Origin of the sequence: Mesorhizobium sp. B2-4-13, from assembly GCF_006658535.1 — a bacterium.
Classification (GTDB): Bacteria; Pseudomonadota; Alphaproteobacteria; order Rhizobiales; family Rhizobiaceae; genus Mesorhizobium; species Mesorhizobium australicum.
In genome coordinates, this window is sequence record NZ_VFVB01000003.1 from 300737 (window position 1) to 322176 (window position 21440).

16 protein-coding genes and 2 pseudogenes are annotated in these 21440 nt (G+C 62.1%); 11 read left to right on the forward strand and 7 right to left on the reverse strand.

The annotated features are described in order from the left end of the window. Window positions 1-335: 335 nt before the first annotated feature. On the reverse strand, window positions 336-878 hold the full coding sequence (locus FJ936_RS09455; RefSeq protein WP_141906470.1) for a phosphatase PAP2 family protein: 543 nt from the start codon (window positions 876-878) through the stop codon (window positions 336-338). Window positions 879-880: 2 nt separating this feature from the next. Between FJ936_RS09455 and FJ936_RS09460 the strand changes: the two genes are divergently transcribed. Further along, the gene (locus FJ936_RS09460) at window positions 881-1411 is read left to right on the forward strand and encodes a DUF2127 domain-containing protein (protein WP_246680439.1); all 531 of its coding nucleotides are present in this window, start codon (window positions 881-883) and stop codon (window positions 1409-1411) included. On the opposite strand, the gene FJ936_RS09465 is transcribed toward FJ936_RS09460, so the two are convergent. Then, a complete protein-coding gene (locus FJ936_RS09465) occupies window positions 1412-2059 on the reverse strand; it encodes a phosphatase PAP2 family protein (RefSeq protein ID WP_141906601.1) in 648 nt (215 codons plus the stop codon). 806 nt (window positions 2060-2865) lie between these two features. On the opposite strand from FJ936_RS09465, the pseudogene FJ936_RS09475 reads away from it, so the two are divergent. Next, a pseudogene (locus FJ936_RS09475) lies at window positions 2866-3206 on the forward strand (transposase); the annotation flags it as partial. A gap of 966 nt (window positions 3207-4172) precedes the next feature. Continuing rightward, complete coding sequence (locus tag FJ936_RS09485; protein ID WP_246680440.1) at window positions 4173-6041, forward strand: recombinase family protein; 1869 nt, start codon at window positions 4173-4175, stop codon at window positions 6039-6041. 111 nt (window positions 6042-6152) lie between these two features. Here the strand turns inward: FJ936_RS09485 and FJ936_RS09490 are convergent. Next, a pseudogene (locus FJ936_RS09490) lies at window positions 6153-6919 on the reverse strand (IS5 family transposase). Window positions 6920-7053: 134 nt separating this feature from the next. On the opposite strand from FJ936_RS09490, the gene FJ936_RS09495 reads away from it, so the two are divergent. Continuing rightward, window positions 7054-7350: a hypothetical protein gene (locus tag FJ936_RS09495; protein WP_141906471.1), complete on the forward strand. Its 297-nt coding sequence runs from the start codon at window positions 7054-7056 to the stop codon at window positions 7348-7350. A 54-nt stretch (window positions 7351-7404) separates the two neighbouring features. Here the strand turns inward: FJ936_RS09495 and FJ936_RS09500 are convergent, their stop codons facing one another. Beyond that, complete coding sequence (locus FJ936_RS09500; protein ID WP_141906472.1) at window positions 7405-7830, reverse strand: hypothetical protein; 426 nt, start codon at window positions 7828-7830, stop codon at window positions 7405-7407. A gap of 328 nt (window positions 7831-8158) precedes the next feature. Further along, window positions 8159-9286, reverse strand: coding sequence for an FAD-binding oxidoreductase (locus tag FJ936_RS09505; protein ID WP_141906473.1), 1128 nt, complete (start codon window positions 9284-9286; stop codon window positions 8159-8161). Window positions 9287-9523: 237 nt separating this feature from the next. Here FJ936_RS09505 and FJ936_RS09510 point away from each other — a divergent pair, with 237 nt between their 5' ends. From FJ936_RS09510 to FJ936_RS09530, 5 genes are all read left to right on the forward strand, one after another. Then, window positions 9524-10423, forward strand: coding sequence for a LysR family transcriptional regulator (locus FJ936_RS09510; RefSeq protein WP_141906474.1), 900 nt, complete (start codon window positions 9524-9526; stop codon window positions 10421-10423). A gap of 89 nt (window positions 10424-10512) precedes the next feature. Then, entirely contained in the window at window positions 10513-12591 is a 2079-nt protein-coding gene (locus FJ936_RS09515; RefSeq protein WP_141906475.1) for a hydantoinase/oxoprolinase family protein, read from the forward strand. A 4-nt stretch (window positions 12592-12595) separates the two neighbouring features. Further along, a complete protein-coding gene (locus FJ936_RS09520) occupies window positions 12596-14581 on the forward strand; it encodes a hydantoinase B/oxoprolinase family protein (RefSeq protein ID WP_141906476.1) in 1986 nt (661 codons plus the stop codon). After that, window positions 14578-14880 (forward strand): (2Fe-2S)-binding protein, encoded by a 303-nt coding sequence (locus FJ936_RS09525; RefSeq protein ID WP_141906477.1) that lies wholly within the window; start codon window positions 14578-14580, stop codon window positions 14878-14880. The genes FJ936_RS09520 and FJ936_RS09525 overlap by 4 nt, the downstream gene beginning before the upstream one ends. After that, window positions 14877-16244: an FAD/NAD(P)-binding oxidoreductase gene (locus tag FJ936_RS09530; RefSeq protein WP_141906478.1), complete on the forward strand. Its 1368-nt coding sequence runs from the start codon at window positions 14877-14879 to the stop codon at window positions 16242-16244. The genes FJ936_RS09525 and FJ936_RS09530 overlap by 4 nt, the downstream gene beginning before the upstream one ends. A gap of 45 nt (window positions 16245-16289) precedes the next feature. On the opposite strand, the gene FJ936_RS09535 is transcribed toward FJ936_RS09530, so the two are convergent. After that, window positions 16290-17615 carry an FAD-binding oxidoreductase gene (locus FJ936_RS09535; RefSeq protein ID WP_141906479.1) on the reverse strand — a complete coding sequence of 442 codons (1326 nt, stop codon included), beginning with the start codon at window positions 17613-17615 and terminating at the stop codon, window positions 16290-16292. Between the two features lie 223 nt (window positions 17616-17838). On the opposite strand from FJ936_RS09535, the gene FJ936_RS09540 reads away from it, so the two are divergent. Then, window positions 17839-18315: an Lrp/AsnC family transcriptional regulator gene (locus FJ936_RS09540; protein ID WP_140504424.1), complete on the forward strand. Its 477-nt coding sequence runs from the start codon at window positions 17839-17841 to the stop codon at window positions 18313-18315. A gap of 31 nt (window positions 18316-18346) precedes the next feature. Here FJ936_RS09540 and FJ936_RS09545 read toward each other — a convergent pair whose 3' ends face one another. Next, window positions 18347-19288: a LysR family transcriptional regulator gene (locus tag FJ936_RS09545; RefSeq protein ID WP_141906480.1), complete on the reverse strand. Its 942-nt coding sequence runs from the start codon at window positions 19286-19288 to the stop codon at window positions 18347-18349. A gap of 72 nt (window positions 19289-19360) precedes the next feature. Between FJ936_RS09545 and FJ936_RS09550 the strand changes: the two genes are divergently transcribed. Continuing rightward, complete coding sequence (locus FJ936_RS09550) at window positions 19361-21436, forward strand: NADH:flavin oxidoreductase (RefSeq protein ID WP_141906481.1); 2076 nt, start codon at window positions 19361-19363, stop codon at window positions 21434-21436. Window positions 21437-21440 lie beyond the last annotated feature (4 nt).

Below are 21440 nucleotides of genomic sequence, written 5' to 3' on the forward strand. Positions count from 1 at the left end.
CTGGCATGGTTGCCGGTCCCGCCAATGAGTTGACGGGCAGACCGCAAGTTGAGGAACGATTATTGTACTTTCGACTGGCCCGAAAGCCCACCGCGCCCGCCAGGTGATTGTGGAATTGGTGGCGTAATTCCAGGCCGATCCTACAGCCGCGACCGACAGCCCCAGCCACCCTCCAACGTCAGGATCGGTGTAGGGCAGGCTCGAAACGCCTACGCCGGCGACCACTCCGAGTCTGCAAACGAACATGCCGACGGCATGGCTGCCGTATGGATACTGGCCGACGTTGAAGTTGTCTCCGCCGGCGAAGGGGTAGTCCGGCGCGGTAGAACCACGTCCTAAAGGATTTTGGTTACAAAATTGTCCAGTCGGGAGTTCTCGCGGTTGGCCAGTCGCACGACAACCGCACCGAAGGCTCCAGTGACAGCACCGCCGATGACGTCGGTAAGATAGTGGGTGCCAATGTAAATTCTCGACCAGCAAATCAGAAATGCCAGAATGCAAAGTGCTGCCGTTCGGCGTGGCAGACCTTGCATCGCGAAGGCCGCAACGATCGCCATGGCCGCGGTGGCGTGGTCGGAAGGGAATGACCAGTCGGCACTAGGGGCAATCAGCAGGTGGGTCACGCCGGCGTCGTAGGGTCGTATCCGATGCACGAACAGAAGAATGAACTGGTTGATCGCCAGCCCGAGCAAGAACGCCAGACCGGCCGACAAGGCCGCGTGTCGGACGTGATAGCGGTCGGTCTTCACCCACCATTGCAGAACCACGGCCAGCACCATGAACGGAACGCCGATTTGTGAGACGCCAATCATTGCCCTATCAAGCACAGGGTGAAGCCCGGCCGCCGCGTTGATCCAGTGGGTCAGAGTTGCATCCATTCTTGCTTGCTTCCGTTGTTGTGGATCGCGAGGTGAATTTTGTGAGAGCAGTCGACGAACGCCACATCCATCAGATTTTTGAAGTCAGCGTCTGGCTCAAAGGTGCGCACGCCCTGATCGAATGCCTTGGCGGTGTCCTGCTCTATCTCGTCACCACGGATGCGATTGCCTCATGGGTCAATGCCTTCACCCAGGAGGAATTGATAGAAGATCCGAGCGATTTCATAGCTGGCTATCTGTCGCAGATGGCGAGCCATTTCTCGGTCGCCAGCAAGGAGTTCTACGCCTTCTACCTGCTCAGCCACGGCCTAATTAAGCTGCTCTTGGTCGTCGGTCTTCTGCGAGGCAAGCTGTGGTCGTATCCCGCTTCGCTCGTGGCGCTTGGAGCTTTCATGATCTACCAAGTCTATCGCTGGTCCTACACGCACTCTGCCGGCCTCTTGGTTTTGACCGTGTTTGATGCCTTGGTGATGGTGCTGATCTGGCATGAATGGGCTGTAGTGCAACGCCACAGGCTGGCATTGCGGTCCTAGCTATCGGCCTCGCCTTTGTTCGATTCCATTGACGGCAGACCAGCACAGAATGGCCCAAGCGGAACCGACGCACCAACCCGCGAGAACGTCGGTGGGGTAATGGACGCCGAGATAGACGCGGCTAAGTCCGACCATGACCGTCAGAAACACAGCGAGCGAAATGAAATACGCTTTGACGCGTGGCTCGGGATTCGCTTTGGCCAGCAATGCTCCAATGGTCAGGAAAGTGACGGCGGAAAGCATGGCGTGTCCGCTCGGAAAGCTCGCTGTAAAGACCCTAGTGGCGTGTATGAGATCGGGCCTTTGGCGGTCGAAGGCGAACTTCAAAAGGGTGCTGATGGCCTCGCCGCCAGCCACGGCCGCCGCAACAAGCCCAGCGTACTTCCGCTTTCCGGCGAAAAGCAGGTAGCCCACTGCGGCCACAGACACGAAGCCCAGGAAGGCGAAGCTGCCCAGGGACGTAACGTCCCGCCCCATCTCCTCCAGCCAGGGCGGACCAATCGGGTTCGTGGGATCACCGGCGTTGCGGAAGGCCATAAGCACAGCCCGATCAAAACCGCTTGTATCCCCCTCCACCACTTCTTCCGCCAGAAGGCCGAAGCCGAGGACAAGACCGCCTGCCACAAGCAGAGACAAGATCAGCCACATGCCATCGCTACGAAAGCCGCGCAGAAAATCGCCGGATGAAGCAGGTGCCTTGATCTTCACGCGTCTTGACCTACTAAAGAGATGCCACCAGCGCGGCAACTGACCACGGACAATCGTGACCACACCCTCTTGTTCCATGCGAGGATCGCAACGAGGTTCTATTTATGTCTGGCTGGTGTTCACCAACGCCTTGGTTGGGGGCGGCGGCGTGATGAATCGAGTACAGAAACTGCGCAATCTGAAACATTTTCGCTTCGGCCTGCGAAGCAAGCTTACGCCTTCACCTGCCTGAACAGCCAGTCCCTTGCGGCGCTGATGTAGAGAAACTTCCGCGTGGACCCATGTGGTCGACGCCCTTGAAGGTCAGAAACGTGATGTTGCTGTCCTGAGACAGGTAACCGTTGATTTGCTTGGTCAGCTCCTTCTGGTCGGCGATTGGAAAAATAAGCGTGGGTCAAGCCGCTCGGCAGGGCGTATCACCATGCCGCCTGCCTTTTCCCACACCGGCACGCACCCCTTGTATCTGCACAGAGATGATTTTGTGCGATGGAAGCGACTGAGCCTCGAACCGGATGGCCATCCGGTTTGAGGCTTGGCGAAGTCGCCCGACACCCCTGCGGCTACAACCGTGGATGAGCCTGGGATCTTCGCCTTCGTCACGCACGACCGAATAGTCGCTTGGCTCCAATCGCACGCACAAGGCAGGTTACCGTGAACAAGACCCTCTGTGGAATAGAGATTTCGAAAGACTGGCTCGACGCCCATATCGAGCCGATCGGAACGACAGGCCGTTTCGCCAACGACGTGGCAGGCATCGCGCCCGTCTCATGGCCGAGCTGCCCGAGATCGGCATCCTCTCCAACAAGACCATCGCCAAGCTCGCGGGCCTGGCCCCAATCGCCAACGAGAGCGGTAAGCGCAGTGGCCGCCGCTCGGTGCGCGGCGGCCGCGAAGGCCCGCGCTCCATCCTCTTCCTGATCGCCCGCACCGTCGCTCGATACGATCCTCACCTTGCTGCCTTCCATCAACGGTTGCAGGATGCAGGAAAGGAGAAAATGGTCATCCGCATCGCGCTCGCCGCAAGCTGCTCGTCATTCTCAATGCAAAAGCACGCGACGCGCGCATCCATTTCGCAAATGCAACTTGACACCCCAGATAGTCGCTCATTCCAGGGTGTCGCCTTGTCGTCGTCGGCACCCATGATGATAAGGACCTTCTGCTTGGCAAGGGTCACAACGTCGCCAGGGCGCTGCTGGCCGCGATGATGAGTCCGGCTGCGAAGGTCTCCGAATGTTTTGCCACTGATAGCGAGAAGGAGAGGATAGGCTTTGTTTTCGCCCCCAGCCTTGAGAAACGACCCTCGGCGGGCAAATGCTCTATTCGAGCCAGGCGGAACGCGTGTCGTCCCACCACCAGTGGTTCTGTTCCCAGGTACAACGCCGCGGATGACGACGTTGTTTCCGCGCCTGCCAGCGTTGGTCCTTACCGTTCCGGTCGCGGCATAGACCGAGCCGCCCACTGTCTTGATGTTCTGTCCCTAGGTTCGCCATACCATGCCAGATCATACGAAGGATACGACGGGTTGGCTAACCATCCGCTAAACCATTGATTATCTTTTGGAATCTCACACCCTCCGAGCCTGCCATCTTCACCACTGCGGTCCAGTTCTGATATGGCCACCATTGGCGAACGTCGGCATCGGTGTTGGCGCGTCCGTGATTTGAAGCTTCGGTTCTTTCCCGACAAGGTTGAACGAGAGCAACCAATCAGCTCGCGGATTTCCGAATTGCACGCCTTGCTATCCCATTCTGCGACCAATCGATTTGATGGCTTCTCTCGGCTCTCGCGTGAGCACATCTTGCGAGACATGGACCAAGATTATAATCTCGGGAGCCTTAACGAAGGCTGCGCACCATGCGGACTGCTAGTTTCCGTGGCAGTAAGGCCCGCCCTATTCTTGACCCGTAGCGAGCGCCACCCGCAATGGTGGTGAAATCCCACAACCGGGTCTTGCGCCAAGTGCCTGACAGAGCGATTCTGCGGCTTGCAACCGCACTCGCGCGCCAAGCTGCGCGCGAAGATCACGCACATGAACAGGCCGAGAAAATACATCATGAATCGAGTCGCGATCTACGCACGCTTCTCAACCGACCTCCAGAATGAGCGATCGATAGACGATCAGCTCGCTTTATGCCGAGCGTACGCAGAGCGTGAGGGGTTGAACGTTGTCGCAACGTTTGATGATCGAGCGCGCTCCGGCGGCTCTGTTTTGGGACGCGATGGTTTACTCCACCTCATGGACAAAGCTCGTGAGCACGAATTTGATGTGCTCGTCGTGGAGGCCCTTGATCGGCTCTCGCGCGACATGGAAGACCTTGCTGGCATTCACAAACGCCTTTCATTTCTTGGCATAGAAATTCGTGCCGTCCACGAGGGCGTAGTGAACACAGTCTTGGTCGGGCTTCGCGGTCTGGTTGGGCAACTCTATCGAGAGGACATCGCTCATAAAGTCCGTCGGGGCCAGGCCGGCCGAGTCAACAAGGGGCTCCATGCCGGTGGATTAACCTATGGCTACTTGTATGTGCTCGGCGACCCCGGAAAGCGGCTAATCGCCGAGGACGAAGCGGAGATCGTGCGTCGCATCTTCAGGGAGTATGTCGATGGACAGACACCGCGTGATATCGCGCACAATCTCAATAGGGACCGCATACCGCCGCCTCGGGGTCGAGCCTGGAATGCCTCTACTATCAATGGAAATGTGCAGAGAGGGACGGGGCTCCTTCATAATGAGCTTTATGCTGGCCGCTTGATCTGGAACAGGGTCAGAATGATCAAGGATCCTGATACGGGGAAACGTGTCTCGCGTCCAAATCCCAAGGGTGAATGGCGAACAGTCGAAGTACCCGATCTTGCTATTGTTGCGTCCGACCTGTTCGACGCAGCAAACGCGCGGAAGAAGGCGCGCGCAACCACCCATCCAAGCCACCAGCGCCGACCACGGCATATGTTGACCGGACTCTTGAGGTGCGGTGCCTGCGGTGCGGGAATGTCGTCAAAAGGCATGGACAAGTCCAAGCGCATTCGCATCCGCTGTTCGGCCGCGACAGAAAGCGGAACATGCGCTGATCCTAAAACCTTTTACTTGGATACGGTCGAAACTGCAGTTCTGAACGGGCTTGCCGCCGAGTTGCGCCATCCTGAAGTGATTGCCGAGTACGTGCAGACGTACCACGAAGAACGGAAGCGCTTGGCAGCCGATACCGATGCCAGCCGCACTCGTTTGGAGCGACGGCTTGGAGAACTATCTCGGGAGATCGAGCGGCTGGTCAACGCCATTGCCAAGGGTCACGGCGACCCAGCCGTACTGGGACCGCAATCAACAACGCTGAATGAAGAGCGTAGGGGCATTTTGGCCGAGTTGGATCGGGTGCCCGCCGCGACCGGAGTGATTGCGCTGCATCCTGCGGTGCTGGCACGCTACGAGGAACAACTGAACCAGCTTCAGACAGGGCTTGCCAAGGGCATTGCTTCTGGCGATTCCGAATCTGCGGAGGCGATGCGGGACTTGATCGAAACCGTCACGGTGTTTCGAGATCCATCGCGGATCGGCGGGATTGAAGTCGAAATCGCTGGGCGGCTAACGGCACTCCTGGGCGAGAGCGCCTTTCCCCACGGCGTTAAAGGAGTGGGGGGAATGGTGGTAGCGGGAGGGCGCTACCATCCCTTGACCGTTCGAAAATTGGCCTATGCGGCGTCACCCCGACATCGGGCGCCACTGTCCTGGCGAGGAGGTACTCCGTGGTGTCGAAGGTCTGCTGGACACAGCATCGCAATATCTCCGTTCCGTTCTGTTTTTTGGCTAACGCGCCCGCATCTTGCGCGTGACCATTGGTTAGCTCGCTTGCAGGGATTCTTAGCGCATCCATCTCAACGCCAGAATGCGTGCGACGCACGCGTGCGGCGAAGGCGTGCAGCGGCGTGATAAAAGGACGGCTTTCATCCCACAGGATGAGGTGAATGCCGACGATTGCTAGACAGGGTGAAGAAGCAGCGGCAGGGTGGCGAAGATTGGCGACAGCCAGATGTGAATGCCTTAGGGCGTAGACTCATTATAGCGTAACCAGATGCGGATTGAGACGAGTTTGAGGGCGGCGAGATAGTTCTCGGCCAGCTTGTCGTAGCGGGTGGCAATACGGCGGAACTGCTTGGCCTTGTTGAAGAAGCGCACGACGAGGTTGCGCGCTTTGTAGAGGAATGGGCTGAAGCAGATCGGATCCTTGCGGTTAGCCTTGGGCGGGATGTTGGCCCATGCCTTTCGCTCGGTGACGACGGTCCGCAAGACGTTGGCATCATAGCCTTTGTCGGCGAGCAACATGGCACCCTCGGGCAAGTCCGTGATCAAGTCCGCTGCGGAGGCAATGTCACTCATCTGACCTGCCGTGAGCATCAGCTTGATCGGCCTGCCTTTGGCGTCCACAAGAGCATGGATTTTGGTCGTCAGCCCACCTCGTGACCGACCGAGACAATGATCTCGATCCCCCTTTTTGCCGTCGCCCCCTGCTGATGGACGCGAACAATGGAGGTGTCGATCATCTGCCCCCCGTCGTCATGGGCTTTGGTAATGTTGGCCATGAGGCGGTCCCACACACCTGCTTTCCGCCATCGGACAAAACGATTGTAGCAGGTGGTGCGTGGGCCGTATCGCTCCGGCAGATCGCGCCATGGCGCACCGGATCGCAGCACCTAGAAGATGCCGTTCAGCACCCGCTGGTCATCTACGCGCGGCACCCCTCGCGGTTTGTTGGGCAACAAGGGCTCGATCACGCGCCATTCGAAATCGGTCAGGTCATATCGACTCATGCTGAGCGTGAATCAGATTTCGTCGCAAAATAAAAGTTTCGGTCGGAAGACGATCATTGTGGACCTGCGCCCAAGAAGGATATGTTTGGGCAGCGCGCGTAGGCAATCCGCCTCACCATCGCGGCGCATGTTTCATGAAAGAAAATAAGAGATTCTACTCGCTCATGCACGCGGTCTGTGCTGGTCATGGCTATTGCGGAGGAATGCACGGTGACAAGTTCATGGATGTCATCGATTTTATTCCTAAATCCGGTAATGTTACAGCGGATCAATTCGTGGAATGGGTATTTCTAGCTGAGTATGAGAATGAGATTGTGCGAATGTCTCCCAGGGGGGATCAGCATCGCCAGAGGATACGAGATTATTTTGTTGAGCATATGGGCTCAGACGCTGTCGATGCCAGCCAACTAAAATGGGAAGTGGAGGGCTAAGCCAACCCTTTTACTCTGCTTCCCACACATCTCGGTCATACCGCATTTATGAGTTCACGACCTAGTGGGTATTTCCCGTGTCAGCGACCAATCTTGAGCCACGATCTCAATTGTGTCGTCACGGAAGTAGAACAGGAATTGACGGGAGGCCGGCAAGTCCGCCGACAAGACGTCCCAATCGTCATCCTCCACGACCCGGGTGTCGCCCATAACCTCGTAGAACTCGCCCCATTTCGGAGCCTGACCGGTGTATAATCCTTGTCCTGCAAACCATGCATGATCATTCGTCGCGTCCCAACGAAAGCGACTGCAACCAAGAAATCGTAGTGTCGCAATCTCTCCAAGCTCGGCACTGTAGGCCCACGGGTTAAGACGAAAGGAAAGACGGACCGTATTGCCTTCCACTGCCAGCTCCACGTCAGGAGCATTGGGCTCAGCATTCCAATCGGTGTTAAGGTGCTGGAACGATAAATTGGCCATCAGCCATCTTGCACGCCAAGATGGCGATTTCCACCTGTCGGCGTCGTTCCATTTATGAGTTCACGGCCTAGGGTATTTGCCGTGTCCTTTTAGGTTTCGTAATGCCCTTCACGGCGCTGCTTTTATTCCAAACCCAGTGGGCTCACTATGGCGCGAAAGAAAAAAGACTCCCCAGTTCGATTCTTCACGGCCGATGGCGTTGAGGTGCAAACCATTCTCGATTTGGCCGGCCCTCACAAGGATGAACTGTTGAAGCGAATCGTTGAGACGCTGGCGCGAGACGCGGCGAGGCGGGATTTAATCGCCGAGCCTGGTCACAACCGTGAGCTCAATCCCTTAAGGCTGCGCGGCCGAAGCGATCGACCCTGAAATCGTCGAGTGGCGTTTGACAACGGTCGGTCGCGATGAGCTCGGCCATGGCGTCGCCCACACCCGGGCCGAGCTGGAAGCCATGTCCGCTGAAGCCGAAGGCGTGGAACAGGCCGGGTGTCGTCGCCGAGCGTCCCATGACCGGCAGCATGTCCCGGATATAGCCCTCGCAGCCGGACCACGTGCGGATGACGGAGATATACGCGATTGCCGGCAGCAGCCGCGCGACGGCGCGCAATTGCATCTGGAGGCGAATGGGATCGGCGGCCGCGTGGCCCGGATCGAGGTCCACCCGCACCCTTTCTGCCGCGCCGCCGAAGACGATGTTGCCGCGCTCGACCTGGCGTAGATAGGCGCCATGGTCCTTGTCGCGCGTCCAGATGCCGACCACCGGCAGGATCCGGTGCGGCAGCGGCTCGGTTACGCCCATCTGGGGGCCGCGGGCGTCGAGCGGGACTTCTTCGCCGAACCCAGCGGCAATGCGCGCGCCCCAGGCTCCGGCGGTGTTGAGCAGACACTCGGAGGCGAATGTGCCCTTCGAACTGGTGACAAGGAAACCGGAGCCCGTATGGGTGATTTTCTCGACCTTGGCGCCCTCGATGATTTGCGCCCCCAGTTTGCGAGCCGCCGCGGCAAAGGCCGGCGCGATCAGCCGCGGATTGCCGCTGCCGTCATGCGGAGAAAATGACGCGGCGATCGCGTTGGCGCCGAGGCCGGGAAAGCGGGCGCTAATCTCGCGTGGGCCGAGTTCTTCCAACTCGAGGCCCCAGGGCTGTGCGGCTTGGGAATAGGCCCGCATGTCGGCGAGGCTTCCTTCATCGAAAATCAGCCGGACATGACCGGTGGCGCGGAACTCGACGTCGCGGCCAAGCATCTTTTCGGCTTCGCCCCACAGTCGGAGCGAGCGGTGGGCGAGTGGAAGCTGGGACAGATGGCGTCCCGTGCGCCGGATGTTGCCGAAAGACGCGACCGTCGCTCCGGTGCCGACCCGATTGCGCTCGATCAGCGTCACGCGTGCGCCGCGCCGGGCGAGGAAATAGGCCGAAGCCGTTCCCATCAGTCCGCCGCCCAGCACCATCACATCCATGGTTATTCCCTAGAGCATGATCCCGAAAAGTGGGAACCGGTTTTCTCGGACAAACGGTTTCCGTTTGTCCAGGAGATCATGCTCCAACAAAGAGCTAGATGATGGCTATTCGACCAAATGTCATCTTCATCTGGCGCGGAGCGAACAATCCCTGAAGGCGCCGACCTTGTCGGAACCGCTTCATTGCGTCAAAGATGGGTTTGGACAACAACCATAAGCTAAGCCTATGGAGTGGCAATGCGTGCCCGTCAGCTCGAAGTGTTCATCGCCGTCATGCGCGCGGGCACCGTGACCGCCGCGGCTCGGATGCTGAACATCTCCCAGCCTGCGCTCAGCCAGATCCTGCTCCATACCGAGGATGAACTCGGCTTCACGCTGTTCGAGCGGGTGAAGGGCCGCCTGCGGCCAACCCCGGAGGCGCTCGAGATCTTCGCCGATGCCGAGAGGCTGTCGGCGGGACTGGAAGGCCTGCGCCGCAAGACCACCGACCTGCGTTTGGGCCGGACGGGGTTGGTGCGAGTGGCGGCCTCGCCGCCGCCGGCCATGGCCATCTTGCCGCGCGCATTCACCAGCTTCCGGGCGCAGCATCCCGATATTCTGCTGCGTTCCCATAGCGCGCCGATCGCCGCGATCGTCGACATGCTGCGCGCCGGCGATGCTAGCCTCGGCGTGGCGTTGGACGACCGGCTGCCTCCCGATATCGATGCAGAGGTGATCGGCAGCGTCGGCTTCGCCTGCCTGCTGCCCGCCGGGCATGCATTGGCCGGGAAAACCGAGTTGAGCCTCGGCGATCTCGCCGGAGAAGAGTTGATATCCTATCGCGGAAACACCCGCCCCGCCGACGAGTTGGCCCACGCGGCCCGCGCGCAAGGTGTGGCGCTTTCGCCCTCGCTCGAAATCGATGTCTCCATCTCCGCGGTCGGCTTCGTCCAGGCCGGCCTGGGCATCGCCCTGGTCGACGCGCTGCTGCCCTGGCATCAGTTTACCGGGCTTGCCGTCAGGCCGCTCGCGAATGGGCCGGAATTTCCGATCGCGCTGCTCACGTCGCGCACACGCGCTCTCTCTCGGGCCGATGAGATAATGCGCGACCAGATCCGCACCGCCTGTTCCGTCGTGTTGGGCGGCGCCAGGCCATAAGCAAGACTTATATCGTTCCTCTTCATACGTCTTGGACCCTGGCCATCCTGTCGTGTCAGCTTTGGTTGGCAGACAGGAAGGGACGCATCATGGATGGTGTCATCGCGGCCAACGAGGCGCGGAACGAAACCGACTGGAAGGTCGGCGTCGATATCGGCGGCACATTCATCGACTTCTGCGCGCTCGAAGCGCGCTCCGGTCGCGTCGCCTCGCTGAAAGTGCTGACGACGCCGGAGGATCCGGGCGCCGAGCTTATGACGGGCCTCACGCTTCTGGCCGACCGCGAAGGCTTTGATCCTGCCCGCATGACGCGCTTCGTGCACGGTACGACGGTGGGCATCAACACGATCATCCAGCGCAAGGGCGCATCGCTCGCGTTGTTCACCAATGCCGGCTTCGAGGACGTCATCGAAATGGCGCGGCTGCGCATGCCGGACATGTATTCGCTGTTCTGCGCACGGCCGGAGCCGCTGATCTCGCGCGACATGGTTTTCGGCATTCCGGCCCGCATGCGTGCCGATGGGAGCGAATCCCGGGCGCCGGACATGGAGGCGGTGGAAAAAGCGGTGGCAGTGGCAAAAGCGAATGGGGCGCAAGGCATCATCGTGTCCTTCCTCCATTCCTGGCGCAATGCCGCTCAGGAAGCTTCAGTGAAGGCGACGATCGCGCGTCTTGCACCCGACCTCTTCGTCTTCTCCTCGGCCGAGGTCTGGCCGGTCATCCGCGAATACGAGCGCAGCTCGACCGCCATCCTCAACGGCTATGTGCATCCGCGCGTCTGCGGCTATCTGACGGCGCTGGAACAGCGGTTGAAAAGCCGTGGCGTGCCGGCGCGTCCGATGCTGACGAAGTCGAATGGAGGACTGATGAACGCCGCCGAAGGCAAGCGCGCCTGCGTGAATATGCTTTTGTCGGGAACGGCCTCCGGTGTGATCGGCGCCTCGTGGCTGGCGCGTCAGGCAGGCGAAGACAAAGTCCTTACCCTCGACATCGGCGGCACCTCGGCCGACTTCGCGCTCATCATCGGCGGCGAGGCGCAGTTCGGCACCGGCGAGCTGATCGGCGAATTTCCACTTCATATCCCCTCCGTGTCGGTCAGTTCGATCGGCGTCGGCGGCGGCTCGATCGCCAGTGTGGATGCGCAAGGTGTGCTGCGGGTCGGACCGGAATCGGCAGGTTCGACGCCGGGACCGGCCTGCTACGGCCGTGGCGGCGAGAGGCCAACGGTGACGGACGCCATGGTGGTTTGCGGATGGCTCGGTCACAGCGAGTTGGCCTATGGCCAGCTCAGAATTGATACCGGCCTGGCGCATCGTGCGGTCGGCGAGCTTGCCACCCGGCTCGGCCGCCCCATCGAGCAGACCGCGCAGGCGATCCTCGATATCGCGGTGTCGGAGATGTTCGTCGAGGTCGAGAAGCTCGCCTCGCGCGCCGGCGTCGACTTGCGCGACTTCACGCTAATGCCTTTCGGCGGTGGCGGGCCGATGCTCGGCGCTTTTCTTGCCCGCGAACTCGGCATGAAGCGCGTGATGGCGCCGCGCCGCCCCGGCGTGGTGTCAGCGCTCGGCGGACTGGTGGCGGATTTGCGCGGGGATTTCATTCGCACCATCTTCACCCCGCTCTCGGGCGTGTCGCTCGCCGGAATTCACGAGGCCTTTGAGGCGCTGGCGCAAGAGGGGCGCGACTGGCTTGCGGCGCAGGGGCACGACGCGGCCGCGGATCTCACTTTCTCCTGCGACATGCGCTATGTCGGGCAAAGCTATGAGATCGAGGTTGTCCTGTCGCCGCAATGGTTGCCAGATGGTGATGCGGCCGCCATCGCGCAGGCCTTCCATCTCACCCATCAACAGCTCTACGACTTCCACGACGTTGATGGCGAGATCGAGCTCGTGAACGTGCGGCTGTCCGCAGTGGGCGCGGGGCCGAAGCTCTCCCTCCCGGAGACCGACGAGATCAACGCTCAGGCCGTCCCGGCGCGCAGTCTTGCCGTCTACACGGGCGCGAGCGTCGAGACCGTCGACCTCCACAACCGGCAGACCCTCGTGCCGGGCAGCACGTTCCACGGGCCTGCCGTGGTCGTTCAGGAAGACACCACGTTCGCCATTCCCGCCGGAGCGCAGGCGAGGGTCGACCGCCATCTCAACCTTCTGCTGACCTTCGCGGAGTGACGCCATGTTTGACCGGACAAACCTTCAGGTTCTGGCGAACCATGCCCGCGCGGCAGCCGAGAACATGGCGCACACGTTGCACCGCACCGCGCACTCCGCTTTCGTCAAGGAGACGCAGGATTTCACGGTGATGCTGATGGACCGTTCAGGCGCGACCTTCGCCGTGCCGATGGAACTCGGTGCCACCTGGTACCCGGGGCTTTCGTATCGCCGCGCGATCGCGATGGTCGACGACTATCGGCCGGGAGATGTCGCCTTCACCAACGATCCCTATTCCGGCCACGTCGCCACGCACGCGCCAGACACGCATCTGTGGAAGCCGGTCTTCGTTGACAACGGCATCGTCGCCTGGACCGGTGGCCATATCCACAACACCGACATGGGTGGCGCGGTGCCGGCTTCGCTCAGCCGGGCGCTGACCGAAATCCATCAGGAAGGCATCCGCTTTCCGCCCATGAAGCTGGTGAATGAGGGCATCATTGACGAGTCGATCCTGCGGATCATGAGCACCAATGTGCGCAAGCCCGACCTTAACATCGGCGACATCAAAGCGCTGATCGGTGCGCTTAACACCGGCGAGCGCAAGATCCAGGCAATGGTACGAAAGTTCGGCAAGGCCGGCTTCATCGAAGGCGTTGCCGCTCTTCTCGACCAGGCGGAAGCGCAGGCGCGCGACGTGCTGCGTTCCATGCCCGACGGCACATGGGAGTTCGCCGATTATGCCGACGAGGATTCCGTCGAGGCCAATCCGTGCCGGCTGAAGCTGACGCTGACGATCAAGGGCGATGCGGCGGTGCTCGACTTCACCGGCTCCGATCCGCAGCTCGGCTCCTCGCTCAACGTGCCTTCCGGCGGCGACCCGCGACACACCATGCTGCTGGTGGGGGTCTACTACGTGCTGTATACCCTCAACCCCAAGATCCTGCTCAACACCGGCCTGACCCGGCCGTTTACCTGCACCACGCCCCGGGGTTCCGTGCTGAACCCGGTACACCCCGCCGCCGTAGGCATGCGCTCGCTCACCTGCGCCCGACTGCGGTCGGTCATCTTCGGCGCCTTCTCGCAGGTGATGCCTGAACGCCTGCCCGCGGCGCCGGCCGGCAACAACTGCATCGTTAACGTCATGACCACGGACGAGCGCACCAGCCGGACCGTCATCACGGCGGTGAATCCCGTGGTGGGTGGCGGCGGCGCGATGCCGCATCGCGATGGCACCAATGGCTCGGGCGCCGATGCCGCCTATCTCAAGAACACGCCGATCGAGATCACCGAGACCGAGACCCCGGTCGAATTCGTGAAATACGGGCTCGCCAAGGACAGCGGTGGTGCCGGGTGTTGGCGCGGCGGCTTGGCGACCGAGATGGCCTTCCGCGTCTTTGCCCCTGATTCCAGGATCACGGCCCGCAACCGCGACCGCAGCTTCTTCCGTCCTTGGGGCGTGCTGGGCGGCAAGGCTGCCGGCCTGTCGGACATGATCGTCAATCCGGGGACCGAGCACGAACGGCGGCTGGGCAACATTGACACCACTGTGCTGCAACCCGGCGATGTGCTCGAGATCCGCTCCGCCGGAGGCGGCGGGCGCGGCGATCCACGTCAACGTGAACCCTGGCTGGTCGCACAGGATGTGCGGCGCGGCTACGTTTCGACGGCAGCTGCCGAACGCGACTACGGCGTCGTCATCCGCGGCGGCGAGATCGACGAGCAGGCAACAGAGCAACTGCGCGCGCGGCAAGAGCCGGTCGCCGGCCATTTCCATTTCGGTCCGGAGCGCGACGGCTACGAAGCGCAGTGGACGCCCGACGCCTATGACCGGCTCACTGCCATACTGGGGGATTTGCCGATCCATTGGCGGTTCTTCACCAAGACGGAGGTCTTCCGCCGCATGAAGGGGCGCTGGGGACCGGAAGGCGTCCAGGCGGCCTTCGATGCTGTCTGCGAGCGCTTCCCCGAACTGCCTCGTCCTGGCACGGTGCGAGAGGCGGCGGAATGATCACCGCCGGCCGCATCGTCAGACTGGCCGAGTTCGACCGGGCAGAGGTGCATTTCTATCTCGACGGGCAGAGGTGCGGTGCGTTGGCGGGCGACACCGTGCTGACCGCCATGCTGGCTTCAGGCCATGTGCTGCGAAACTCCGAGTTCGGACCCGAGTGGCGCGCCGGTTTCTGCCTGATGGGAGCCTGCCAGGATTGCTGGGTCTGGCAAGACGAGGGGCCGCGCCTGCGGGCGTGCTCGGCCCTGATCACGCAAGGTTTGCGATTGCGCACGACGCCGCCGGAGAACTGGCCATGAGCGGGACGGCGCCGCCTCGGATCGTGATCGTCGGCGCCGGCCCCGCCGGCATAAGGGCCGCGGCAACGCTGGTCGAGGCCGGACTCCACCCGGTGGTGATCGACGAAGCGCAGCGTGCAGGCGGCCAGATCTACCGGCGCCCGCCAGACGGGTTCATCCGCACGCCGGAGCAGCTCTACGGGTCGGAGGCGGCGAAGGCCAGCGCACTGCATGCGCTCTTCGATCGGCTGTCCGCAGAGGGGCGGCTTACCCATTGCGCGGGAAGCTCGGTCATCGCCGTGCAAGAGGGGCGGCTGCACGTGATGGGTGAGGGGGGCGTGCCGGTGATCTTCCATGACCGCCTGATCCTTGCGACCGGTGCATCCGACCGTGTCGCTCCGGTCCCAGGCTGGCAGAGCGCCGGAGTTTATAGCCTCGGCGCGGCCCAGATCGCGCTCAAGGCACAGGGCGTGGCGCTGGGGCAGCGGATCGTCCTGATCGGATCGGGGCCTTTGCTGACGTTGGTCGGCGCCCAGCTTGTCAAGGCTGGAGCCGATGTGGCGGCGGTGTTGGATACCTCTTCCTGGCGTCAGCAAATGCGCGGATTCTCTGGACTTGCCGCCCGGCCGTTGGTCGCGCTGCGTGGCCTGGCTCTGCGAGCGAAGCTGGGCCGCCGCTATCATGCGGGCGTGACGCTGGAGTGCATCGAGGCCGACGGGCAAGGTGTAGTGGCCTTGCGCTGGCGTGATGCCGGCGGTCGGCAGCAGCATACGCCTTGCGACATGATCGGCATGGGCTGGCACCTGCGGGCGGAGACGCATCTGGCCGACCTGGCGGGATGCGCCTTCACCTATGACGAGCGGTGGCGGCAATGGTCGCCGAAGACCGACCAGATGGGACGGGCTGGCAACGGCGTTTATGTGGCGGGCGATGGGGCTCGTCTTCTGGGAGCGGACGGGGCGGAGATCGCCGGGCGTCTGGCGGCAGCGGCGTGCCTTGCCGATCTTGGATTTCCAGCGCCCTCCTGCGCGGCCGATCTGCGGGAGCTTGCACGGCTCGAGCGCTTTGCCTGCGGCTTGGCTTCCGCCTTTCCCTGGCCAGCGGTGATGGCGCGGGCGCTCCCCGACGATGCGGTCGTCTGCCGCTGCGAGAATGTGACCGCCCGAGATGTGCGCGAAAATGTTGATTTTGGCGGCGGCGAAGCAAACAGGGTGAAATCGCTGTCGCGCGTCGGCATGGGCCGATGCCAGGGACGCTATTGCCAGTTGGCCGCCGTGGAACTCGTCGCGGCACGAGCCGGCTGCGCGCCAGATGCAGTCGGCCGGTTTCGCGGGCAGGCCCCTGTCCGACCAGTGCCTGTCGGCGCGTTTCTCCGGGAGCACTGATGCGATTGCCAATGCCGCGCCCCGGATGTCGGCATGGATCACCTCCTAGAAGTCGGCGACTTCGCCCCAGACCGAACCATCGAAGCGGCGCGGATCGTAGGATGTCGCATCCACGATCGGCGCCAACCCGGTTACCAGATCCGCGACCAGATGCCCGGCGCCGGGGCCGATGCCGAAGCCGTGTCCCGAGAACCCGGCAGCCAGGAAGAAACCCGGAACGGTATCAATCTCGCCGATGGCGGGCACGCCGTCGGGCGTGCTGTCGATGTAGCCGGCCCAGGCCGCATTGATCCTGGTCTGGCGCAGTGCCGGCAGCAGCTCGAGCGCCCGGGCGTGGGTCAGGCGGATGGCCGCCTGGTCGGGGGCCGGATCGAGGATGCGCATCCGCTCCATTGGCGTTGGCTGGTCGAGCCCCCAGTGTCGGAGCGTTTCGTGGCCCGAGCGCACACCCTGCAGACCGCCGGGCGCGAGGCTTCGCCACCGCTTCAGGAACATGGGCAGGAACTGCGACGAGAAGCGCAGCTGCTGCGGCGTGACGTCCACGCGGCCGCGTCCGCTTATGGCGAGCGTGTAGCCGCCGTCGCCGCGACGCGTGGCTGAGATCCGTGCCGTGTGCAGCGCATCCGGCAGGTTCTCAGCGCCGGGCGAGACGGACAGGATGGAGGATCGGACCGACGCCTGCGGAAAGCGGAAGCCGAACTGATGGCAGAAGGAGGACGCCCACGCGCCGCCGGCCAGGACCGCCAGCTTCGTCCGGATCGTTCCGCTTTCGGTGACCACGGCGCTCAGGCGCCCGCCCTCGACCTCGATACCGCGCGCGGCACAATTCTGGCGGACGGCGCCTCCAAGCTTGATGATGGCGCGGGCCACTGCCGGTGCCGCCCGCGACGGATCGGCGGTGCCGTCGGTCGGCGAGAAGACGCCGCCCCTCCAGCTCCGACCCGTGGCGAGGCCCCGCGCTGTGGCCTCGGCACTGTCGAGCATGTACGTGGTAACTCCAGCGGTTTTGGCGAAATCACGCCAACGCGCCCAACCGGCGAGTTCCGCCTCGTCATTGCTGAGATAGAGCAGGCCGCAACGGCGGAAGCCGGTGTCTTCACCGGTTTCCGCCGCAAAGCTGTCCCACAGGTCCAAGCTTCTTGTTGCCATCGGCAGCTCGCGGGCGTCGCGATTCTGCTGGCGGCACCATCCCCAGTTTCTGCTGGACTGCTCGGCGCCGATTCGCCCCTTTTCGACAAGCGCGACCTTCAGACCGCGCTGGGCCAAGTAATAAGCCGTAAAGACACCGACGATGCCGGCGCCGATCACCACCGCGTCCGCGGACTGCGGCAGTTGCTCAGTCGTTTCGATTTGCTGCAGCGGCGCGCGCATGGTTCTCCCTGCCGTGAAGCGCCAATCTAGCGTGTTGCGCAGGCAGCCGCTGCTGCACTTTTAGCCGGAGCAGAATTTTATTCCGGCAGTCGCGTTAGAATCGGGAGTCCCTGCGTTTCAAGCGGCGTCCACTCGGATGGACAGCCCAGCGGGCTGTGATAGTGTCGACCGTCATCAGCAGGGCAGCATTTTGTGCTGCGGCACGGTTCCTCGGAGGCCACCCGTGAAACTCGATCGGATCGATATCAAGATTCTTCACGAACTGCAGAAGAACGGCCGCATCACGAACGTGGAATTGGCCGAACTGGTGCATCTGTCGCCGAGCCCATGCCTGATGCGGGTCAAAAGACTGCAATCGGAGGGCTATATCGGAGGCTATTCCGCGCAGGTCAATATAGGCAAGCTCGGCCAGACACTGACAGTCTTCACCGAGATCACGTTGAAGAACCACCGCCAAGTGGACTTCGCACGTTTTCTCGCCGTCGTGGACAAGATCGAGCAGGTCATCGAATGTCATCTTGTGTCGGGCGGCTACGACTATTTGATGAAGTTCGTGACCTCCGGCATCGCTGAATACCAGACGATCATGGAGCGGCTGACCGACATGGATATCGGCATCGACAAGTATTTCAGCTTCGTGGTGCTGAAGTCTCCCATCGTCAAGGCGCACATGCCGCTGCCTAGCCTGTTTCCGAGGTAGTCAACGACGAGCGCGCTGCGCTTGTCGCCCGCTACACGGTGTCCGGCCGCAATATCGGGTGCAGCGCTTTCAATTCGACTTGCATCTCGGCGATCATCCAGGCGCAGATGTCGGAGACGACAGGCCGTACCGGCTTTGAGAGCGGTGCAATCAGCTGATGGATCCGGCCCGTCTTGATCTGTCTGTCCGAGGCCGGGACAAGGGTTCCTTGAAGCAACGCCCTTGAAACGTTGCTGAGCCAGCCGAGCGCTACGCCTTCCCCGTTCATGGCGGCTTGAAGCACGACCGCGTAGTCCGAGAATTCGAGCCACTTTGCCCTGCTGGTCTTGCGGTCCGCCACACTGCCCCATGCGTCCAGCCACTGCTCCTTGGCGTCGGTCAGGTGAAGCAGCGCATGACCTTCCCCGGTTCCGGCATGGATCAACCGACCGTGGGCCGACAAATAGGATGGGCTGCATACCGGAACTATGATTTCCGGCGAGAATGCCCAGTGGTGATAGTGCGTGTCGTCATCGGCCAGGATTCTCGTGGCAAGGTCGACATTCTCGGCTGGTCCTCGCAAAACGCCCGCGATCAGTTCGAACCTCAGGTCGACGTCAGGAAATCTTGTGTTGAATGCCCCTAACCTTGGAACGAACCAATAGGTTGCCAGAGAACTCGAAAGTGAAAGGGTCACCACCGGCTTTGCAGCGCTGCTCTGCTTCATCCTCCGGATCACCTCAGCGATGCCGTCAAATCCCTCCCGCACAGCCGAATGGAGGGCACGTCCTTCTGCAGTCGGGGCCAATCCCGTTGGACCCCGCGTGAAAAGACGCACACCGAACTCGGCCTCGAGCTGCGCAATGCTGCGGCTGATCGACGGTTGCGTGACGTTGAACTCGCGCGCGGCGGCCGTGAAGCTGCCCAGCCGGACAGCAGCCTCGAAAACGAGAAGTCCGCGCGCGGAAGGAACGAGTTTTGCAAATCCAGCCATACGCCCAGCGTATAACCACCCCAACAATTTTCAAGCTTTCCGCAATCCTGGAAATGGCGAACTATAATCCTTATGAATGGGGCGGAGCAGAACGTGAAGGTAGCGGGATCTCAAGCAGGCAGCACGCCCAGCGATCCACTGCTTCAGCCGTTTCGGCTCAAGGGTCTGACGCTGCGCAACCGCGTCGTCAGCACCAGTCATGCTTCGATGCTGGACGATGGCGGCCTGCCGCTGGAGCGCTACCAGCGCTACCATGAGGAGAAAGCGCATGGCGGCCTTGCGATGACCATGGCGGGCGGCTCGGCCATGACCTCGCCCGACTCCAGTTGGGGCGGCGGTCAGCTGGACCTTTCGAGCGATCGCGTCGTGCCTCATCTCCAGTCGCTGTCGCAGCGGATCCACCGCCACGGCGCCGTCGTCATGTGCCAGGTTTCGCATCTTGGCCGGCGCGCCACCGCCTATGCCGGGAACTGGCTGCCGCCCGTAGCGCCGTCACGCGTTCGCGAGACGCGAAACCGGAACTTTCCGAAGGAGATGGACGCAGCCGACATCGACAGGATCGTCAGGGACTACGCCAGTGCGGCAAGGCGCTGCGTGGACGGCGGTCTGGACGGCGTCGAAACCGTCACCGCCGGCCATCTGATCGGGCAATTCCTCTCGCGCAGAACCAACAGACGCACGGATGGCTTCGGAGGTTCACTCGAAAACCGCGCGCGCTTCGGCCTGATGGTTCACGAGGCGATCCGCCGCGCGGTGGGCGACGATTTCGCTGTCGGCATCCGGTTCGTGATCGACGAGGCGGTCGAGGACGGGTCGGATTTCGAGGAATGCCTGGCCTTCGCCAGGCTGTTCGAGCGGGCAGGCCATATCGATTTCTTCAACTGCATATTCGGCCGCATGGACACCGATTTGTCCCTGGCCGAGCAGAACATGCCCGGCATGTTCACCAAGAGCGCGCCGTTTCTGCCTCTGGTCGGGCAGTTCAAACGGGAAACAAGGATGCCCGTGATCCACGCCGCGGGCATCCGGGACATAGCGACTGCGCGGCATGCTATCCGCGAGAACCTTGTCGACCTGGTCGGCATGACCCGGGCGCATATTGCCGACCCCCATATCGTCAACAAGCTGATGCGCGGTGAAGAAGAACGCATTCGCCCGTGTGTCGGCGCATCCTACTGCCTGTACAAGAAGGTGCAGTGCATCCACAACCCGGCCAGCGGCCATGAAACGATCATCAGCCATACCATCCTGCGTGCTGAAACGCTGAAACGTGTGGTCGTGGTCGGCGGTGGTCCGGGAGGGATGGAAGCGGCAAGGGTCGCCGCCGAGCGCGGACACAGAGTGAGCCTGCTCGAAGCCGCGGCGCGACTTGGTGGGCAGGTGCTCGTCGCGGCCGCTGCCGTCGACCGCAACGATCTCATCGGCATAGTCGACTGGCGTACCGGTGAGCTTGATCGCCTGGGCGTCGAAGTCCGCCTCAACACCTATGCGGACGCAGCGATCGTCCTCGCCGAGAGACCGGACACGGTCATCATCGCCACTGGCGGCATTCCGGACATGGAATGGCTGGAGGGCGCCCAACATTGCGACAGCGTCTGGGACGTCTTGACCGGGGTCGTGCCGGCGAAGGACGACGTGCTCATCTACGATGAGACCGGACGCCAGGCGGCAGTTTCCTGCGCCCTGCATCTTGCCCGTCCGGGGCGCCTGGTCAGCCTGGCCATGGCGGACGACACAATTTCGATCGAGACGCCCTATCCGGACAGGGTGAGTTTTCGCAAACGCGCCTCGGAACGCGGCATCCGCATCGTCGGCGATGTGCGCCTGGTCAAAGCAGCGCGCCAGGGCAACGGCATCGCCGCCACGTTCCGGCATGAGCTCACAGGTGCGGAGATGGAAATGACCGCCGCCCAGCTCATTGTCGAGCGCGGCACCGTGCCAATGGAGGATACCTACCAGGAATTGCGCGCGCGCTCCGCCAACAACGGAGTCACCGACATAGCGCTGATGATGGGAACGGAAACGGACGGGGACAATAGTTCCCAAGCTGCCGGATCGTTCGTCCTGCACCGCATAGGAGACGCGGTCGCCAGCAGGGACATCTACTCGTCGATCTATGAGGCCTACCGGCTCTGCTCGCAATTGTAGACAA